Genomic DNA, 6262 nt, shown 5'->3' with positions numbered 1-6262 from the left:
ACTGGACCACCGGTTCCGGTTGCGCGTACTGAACCACCGGTTCCGGTTGAGCGTACTGGACCACCGGTTCCGGCGCGGCATGCTGGACCGGCGGTGCGGGCTGGGTGTACTGAACATAGGGCTCAGCCTGGGCGGGCTGCGCCCGCTGCACACGTTGGACGCGTTGCACCCGCTGCACGGGCTGCTGGGGCAGCTCGGACGGCTCCGGGACGGCGTGGCGAGGCGACATGGGTTCTACGGTGCCACATTCACCGCCACGCCGGGGCGTCAACCCTCGTGCGCGCGTGCCCGGAGATCAGTGGCGGCGGAAATCAACAGCGCGGCCAGTTCGTCGGGTCGGGACTGGAACGGCGAGTGTGAGGTGGCGATCTCGTAGTTCCTCGTGGCCTGCTCAGCGAACCCGAGTTGGAGTCGCGGGGTAGCGCCGCATCATCCGTCGTGACGACAAAGGCCGACGCGAGCGTCCGCCAGGATGCCGCGGTGATCGCATGAGTGACCACCGCTTGCGACTGTGGCCGAAGCAGCGCCTGCGCCCACAGTTGCGTCTCTGCCGCGCAATCTGCATAGAACGTGGGGATCGCCAAGCCGTCGGTGACACCCATGGTGCCGTCGTCGCGGGGATCGACATAGGGCGGAAGTTGCCCCGGGGGCAGGTAGGACGGGTACGTGCGACCGGTGTCGGGCATGAAGGCGCACAAGAAGACCAGTGCCTCGACGTTGGGCGCGAAGACGGCCTCGCTGGTCGCGGCGCCGCCGTACGAATGCGCGACGACGACCACTGGGCCGCCGACGGCCGAGGCCGCCGAACTGATCACGGCGGCATCGTCGGCGAGTGTCCCCAGTGCTGTCGGGTCGTCTCCGACGCTCGGCAGATCGACCGCAACGACATTGGCTCCGCGGGCGTTGAGCGCCGGAATCAGTCGCTCGAAGCACCAGAAGCCGTGCCACGAGCCGTGGACAGGAGGAAGGTGGGCTGCTCGGACATCGGCGTTGCCTTTCACAGGTACCCGACTCAGAGTACGCCCGCAACAACGGGGCGGACCCGGCTAACCGTCGCCGAGCGACGGCTCGATGCCCGCAGTGCGCGCGGCCGGGTGGCACGGGCACACCCAGGTCCGGATGAACTCGCGTAGGTCGTCGTCGGAGCGCGGCGGGTTCGCCGGGTACTGCAGGAAGCTCAACCACACCCGCATCACCAACTCGGCCAATCCGGCCATCGCGTCGTCGTCATAGCCGTGGGCCGCCCAGTCGACGTCGAGCCGGCGCAGCATCTGCGCACCAAGCGCCACCGCGCTGGCCGAGGTGGCCTCCCGGGTGAAGAACTCGGTCTCCCCCGCCCGGACCATCAAGCCGATCATTGGCTCGTCGGGTAGCACTCGCAGGCAGTAGATGATCGTCTCGGTGATCGCGTCCTGCGGCGTGTGCACGTCCGACAGGGCCACCGCCATCCGATCGAGGAAGTCCGCGGTCCCCGCCGTCGCGACCGCCACCAGCATCTCGTCGACCGACGAGTAGTAGCGGTACACGGTCTGCCGGGTGACCCCCAGCTCGCTGGCAACGTCGGCGAGCCGCGTCTTCTGGGCGCCGTAGCGCTCGACGCAGCTCGCCGCCGCGGCAAGGATCCGCGCTCGGGCCTCGTCGGAGTCCTGGGGCAGATCCCCCTGCCACCCTCGGGTCCTCATGGCCGCAATACTCTCACGCGGAGACTGTCGACGCCTGGTCGAGCGGTGCCGCCGAACCGGTCTCGAGGTTCCAGCGCCCTCGACCGCCACGGGCCAGCGCGAGAGCCAATGCGACGTTGAGCGCAAAGGTCGCGACGAGGAAGCACGCGATCACGTACGGCAGGTTCCCGATCGGGGTGATGTCGGCGGTGATCCCGTCCTTGGCATCGAAGAAGGCCGGCAGCGCGGCGATCCACAGCACCAAGTGCACGATGAGGAACAGCGGGCCGAACACAACCACGAACGGGTACGCCGAACCCGACTCCGCCGCACCGAGCGACGGCTGCGCGCGCAGGCGCCGCCACTGCCCGTACAGCAGTGCCAGGCCGATCACCCAGACCACCACCAGCTCGACGATGTACACAACCGTCTGCGCGTCCTGGTTGGCGTCGGCACCGCGGCCGAACACCGCCGTCGGAATCGACAGCACGGGCATGCTGATCACGGCGACGACGCCGGCGACGACGATCCGCCAGACCAGCGACCACCCGCGGGGCCGGTTGCCGGCCAACGTCGGGTTCTGCACCAATCGCACCGCCAGATAGATCAGCACCGCGAAGGACACCGTCGCGAACAACCAGACGCTGCCCCACGGCACTGAGGCCAGCGTGGGCACTGCCGCCGGATTCCCCAGCTTGTCGACGGTAACCCCCTGCGCCTGCAGTGCCTCGATCGTCGGCCGGTAGTAGGCGTCATCGACATTCCATGCCCACCACTTCAGCTGCGGGCCGAGCTGGTCGAAGATCTCGTAGAACGCCTGGAAGACCAGGGCAACGACGAACGCACCCCGCAGCGTTCCTCGTTTCGACCCGTCGAAGAAGCCCCAGGACCGCACGATCTCGTAGACCAGGGCCGACAGCGCCGGGTAGAACGCGACGATGTAAAGCGGCAACCGGTCGAACATGAAGTTCACCGTGAAGACGTTGTGGGAGAACATGAATCCCATCGCCTCTTCGGCGTGGAACCACTCCGGGAAGTACAGCGGCGGCTCGATGACGAACAGGTAGACCAGCGAGCCGATCCAGATCGCCAGATTCGTCGGATCACCGTCGCGACGAAGGCGCCGGATCGCGTGGATCAGCGCCAGCACCGCACCGATGATGATGGTCAGCTCCAACACCGGCAGGGTCCAGTTCGCCAGCTCGGTGGGATTGCGGAACGTCACCACCGGGTTGGCGTTTTCGCAGAGGAACCCGAGGTAGCGCGTGATGATGGACGGGACGTCGCCCGGGGTGCAGACTGCCATCGCGCTCAGCCCGCCTTAGCCTGGTTCGACGCGCTCGCCGACACCGCCGCTATCGGCTCCGCCGACGAGACACTCGGAATGTCCTGCACCGGCGTCCCCTTCGGGATCACCAGCGCCCGCCCGCCGGGTGTCGGTTTCCAATCGCGCCAGATGTCGCTCGGCGGGTCGAGTTGGTTGTCGGTACCCATGGGCAGCTTGGTGCGGCCGAACATCTTCTTCAGCCCGAACCAGGCGAATCCGGCAAGCACGCGCGGGCTTTTGATCATTGTCGTCACGGACTCGTCAAGGTTGAACACGTCGGCGAAGTGCTGCCCGACGACAGCGTCCTCACGCGTGGTGGCCGAGATGAAGTTGAACACCGGCCACGCCGCCTTGTAGGCCAGCTTCTGGCGCCACGCGGGGGCGATATCGGTGCCCTCGGCGTTGGCGTAGCCCTGGTCGCGGGCCAGCGCCAAGGTCCAGATCTCGTCGAGCAGTTTGCGCTGCGCGCCGAAGTAGTCCTTGACGAACGCCTCATCGACCGAGCTGGCCGCGGCCAGTTTCTCGCGCAGCAGGACCGACGACTTCGCCGCCGAGCTCATGCCCTGGGCGTAGAACGGGTTGAAGCCGCACACGGCGTCGCCGATGACGACGAGCCCGGCCGGCGGGTTGGCCAATTCGTCATAGCGACGACGACGGTTGCCGGTCGACTTGGTGACGAAGACCTTGGAGATCGGCTCGCACATCGCGACGGCACGTGCGAACGCCGGAGCGCGGACCTTGCTCACCGTCTCAAGGAACTCTTCTTCCTTGCGTGGCATCGGGTGGCCCCAGGAGCCCATGGTCACCAAGACACGCTCGCCCTCGATGGGGAAGATCTGGCACAGGAAGTCATGCTCGATCGGGTGGGGGTTGGTGTCGGCGGTCGGCATGACCGACATCTGCGCCCACCACCACTCGGCGGGCAGATCCGCGGGCTTCTGGTACCAGCGCGAGACGTAGGTGACCCCGGCGTCGAGAGACTGCACGCGCACCTCCGGCCACCCCGCGTTGACCAGCCAATCGGAGACATTCGAACCGCGGCCCAGGGTGTCGATGATGAAGTCGCCCTCGACAAGGCGCCGCTCACGACCACCGTCGCCGCCGGTGACCCACACGCCGGTGACGCGGCCACCGGGCTGCCCACCGTCGACGGTTTCGAGGCCCTCGATGTTGATGCCCTCTTCGACGCGGATGTTGGGAACCGTCGCGAGCCGGTCGCGCAGCGTGCGCTCGATGAGCAGACGAGAGGCGTAGACCATCGTCATCGGTGCCTCTTTGCGTGGCACCCAGTAGTCGCCCTCGCAGTGGGCGGCTGCCAGCGACGCCATCATGTGCAGGCCGCCGGCGTCCAGCAGCGCATCCTCGAAGCCCGGGAACAGGTCGTCCATCGCCCGGCGGCCGGAGTTCAGCAGGAAGTGCGGGTGCTTGCTCTGCGGAATGCCGCGGCGATGCTCGGCGTCGGCGGGGATGATGTCCCGCTCAAGGACGAGCACCTCGTCGAAGTACGGCGCGACCGCCCCCGCTGCGCACATTCCGGCGATGCTGCCGCCCAGAATCACGGCACGTTTACCCAGAGACACCGATCCACTCCATTCACGTCATACATTTTTTGGATGATGTCTAACCATAGGTATGTGAGAGCGGTCACGTCAAGCCGTTGGCCCCCGATTCCCGACAGATGTATAGAACAACGCCCGGGTCCAGTGGACCCGGGCGTTGTGCGGTGTAGGGAGTGGCGTCAGTCCTGCGCTAGGCGCGCGGTCAACGTGTCGAGCTCGGTGCGCAGCTGCTGCGGCAGCTTGTCACCGATGAAGTCGAACCACTCGTTGATCGAGGGCAGCTCGCCCTGCCACTGCGCGTTGTCGACGGCGAGCGCCTCGGCCACGTCGGCGACCTCCACGTCGAGCCCGTCGAGGTTCAGCGACTCCGGCGTCGCGACGGTGCCGATGGCGGTCTCCTGACCGTCGGCCTTGCCCTCGATCCGGCCGATGATCCACTCGAGCACGCGGCTGTTCTCGCCGAAGCCCGGCCACAGGAAGCGGCCGTCGGCACCACGGCGGAACCAGTTGACGTAGTAGATCCGGGGCAACTTGTCCGCGTCGGCCTTCTCGCCGAGGCTCAGCCAGTGCTGCAGGTAATCGCCGACGTTGTAGCCGATGAAGGGCAGCATCGCCATCGGGTCGCGGCGGACCTGGCCGACGGTGCCCTCGGCGGCGGCGGTCTGCTCGGAGCCGACGGTGGCACCCATGAACACGCCGTGCGCCCAGTCGCGAGCCTCGGTCACCAACGGAATCGTCGTCTTGCGGCGACCGCCGAACAGGATCGCCGAAATCGGCACGCCAGCCGGGTCATCCCACTCGGGGGCGACCGACGGGCACTGCGACAGCGGCGTGCAGTAACGCGAGTTGGGGTGTGCGGCCTTGGTGTCGGTCTCGTCGCGGTACCAGTCGTTGCCGTGCCAATCGATCAAGTGCTCCGGATCGCCCTCGAGGCCCTCCCACCAGATGTCGTTGTCATCGGTGCGCGCGACGTTCGTGTAGATCGTGTTGCCGGCTTCGATGGTCTTCATCGCATTCGGGTTCGACGAGTGGTTGGTGCCCGGCGCGACGCCGAAGAAGCCGAACTCCGGGTTCACCGCGTACAGGCGGCCGTCCTTGCCGAATCGCATCCACGCGATGTCGTCGCCGACGGTCTCGGCGCGCCACCCCGGGATGGTCGGCTGGATCATCGCCAGGTTCGTCTTGCCGCAGGCGCTGGGGAACGCGGCCGCCACGTAATAGGCCTTGTCCTCCGGGCTGATCAGCTTGAGGATCAGCATGTGCTCGGCGAGCCAGCCCTCGTCGTGGGCCATCGCCGAGGCGATGCGCAGCGAGTAGCACTTCTTGCCCAGCAGCGCGTTGCCGCCGTAGCCCGAGCCGTAGGACCAGATCTCACGGGTCTCCGGGAAGTGGGTGATGTATTTCTCGGAATTGCACGGCCACGGCACATCGGCCTGGCCGGGCTCCAGTGGCGCACCCACCGAATGCAGGCCCTTGACGAAGAACCCGTCGTCGCCGAGTGCCTCGAGAACCTGGGGGCCGACGCGGGTCATCACGCGCATCGACAGCACGACGTACTCCGAGTCGGTGAGTTCGACGCCGAGCTTGGGATCGTCGCTGCCCAGCGGACCCATGCAGAACGGGATCACGTACATGGTGCGGCCGCGCATACAGCCGCGGTAGAGCGGGGTCATGGTGGCCCGCATCTCGTCGGGATCGACCCAGTTGTTGGTGGG

The 6262-nt window shown here is 67.1% G+C and carries 5 protein-coding genes and 1 pseudogene; all 6 read right to left on the bottom strand.

The window, feature by feature from the left end:
• Positions 1 to 229, bottom strand: a pseudogene (locus B4L26_RS14785) (hypothetical protein); the annotation flags it as partial.
• Between the two features lie 82 nt (positions 230 to 311).
• Positions 312 to 1001 (bottom strand): alpha/beta hydrolase, encoded by a 690-nt coding sequence (locus B4L26_RS14780; RefSeq protein ID WP_290719946.1) that lies wholly within the window; start codon positions 999 to 1001, stop codon positions 312 to 314.
• A gap of 45 nt (positions 1002 to 1046) precedes the next feature.
• A complete protein-coding gene (locus tag B4L26_RS14775; RefSeq protein WP_290719944.1) occupies positions 1047 to 1682 on the bottom strand; it encodes a TetR/AcrR family transcriptional regulator in 636 nt (211 codons plus the stop codon).
• A gap of 13 nt (positions 1683 to 1695) precedes the next feature.
• On the bottom strand, positions 1696 to 2967 hold the full coding sequence (locus tag B4L26_RS14770; protein ID WP_290719942.1) for a hypothetical protein: 1272 nt from the start codon (positions 2965 to 2967) through the stop codon (positions 1696 to 1698).
• Between the two features lie 5 nt (positions 2968 to 2972).
• Entirely contained in the window at positions 2973 to 4568 is a 1596-nt protein-coding gene (locus B4L26_RS14765) for an FAD-dependent oxidoreductase (RefSeq protein WP_290719940.1), read from the bottom strand.
• Positions 4569 to 4726: 158 nt separating this feature from the next.
• A partial coding sequence (locus B4L26_RS14760) for a phosphoenolpyruvate carboxykinase (GTP) (protein ID WP_290719938.1) occupies positions 4727 to 6262 on the bottom strand: 1536 nt, incomplete at its 5' end.

Source organism: Gordonia sp. UBA7599, assembly GCA_002477755.1.
In the GTDB taxonomy this organism is placed as follows: domain Bacteria; phylum Actinomycetota; class Actinomycetes; order Mycobacteriales; family Mycobacteriaceae; genus Gordonia.
This window is presented reverse-complemented; position numbering and strand designations above follow the sequence as displayed.

What these genes read in the sequence shown, in the direction of transcription:
- B4L26_RS14775 (WP_290719944.1), bottom strand. Translation starts at nt 1,682, where the DNA reads ATGAGGACCCGAGGGTGGCAGGGGGATCTGCCCCAGGACTCCGACGAG.
- B4L26_RS14770 (WP_290719942.1), bottom strand. Translation starts at nt 2,967, where the DNA reads ATGGCAGTCTGCACCCCGGGCGACGTCCCGTCCATCATCACGCGCTAC.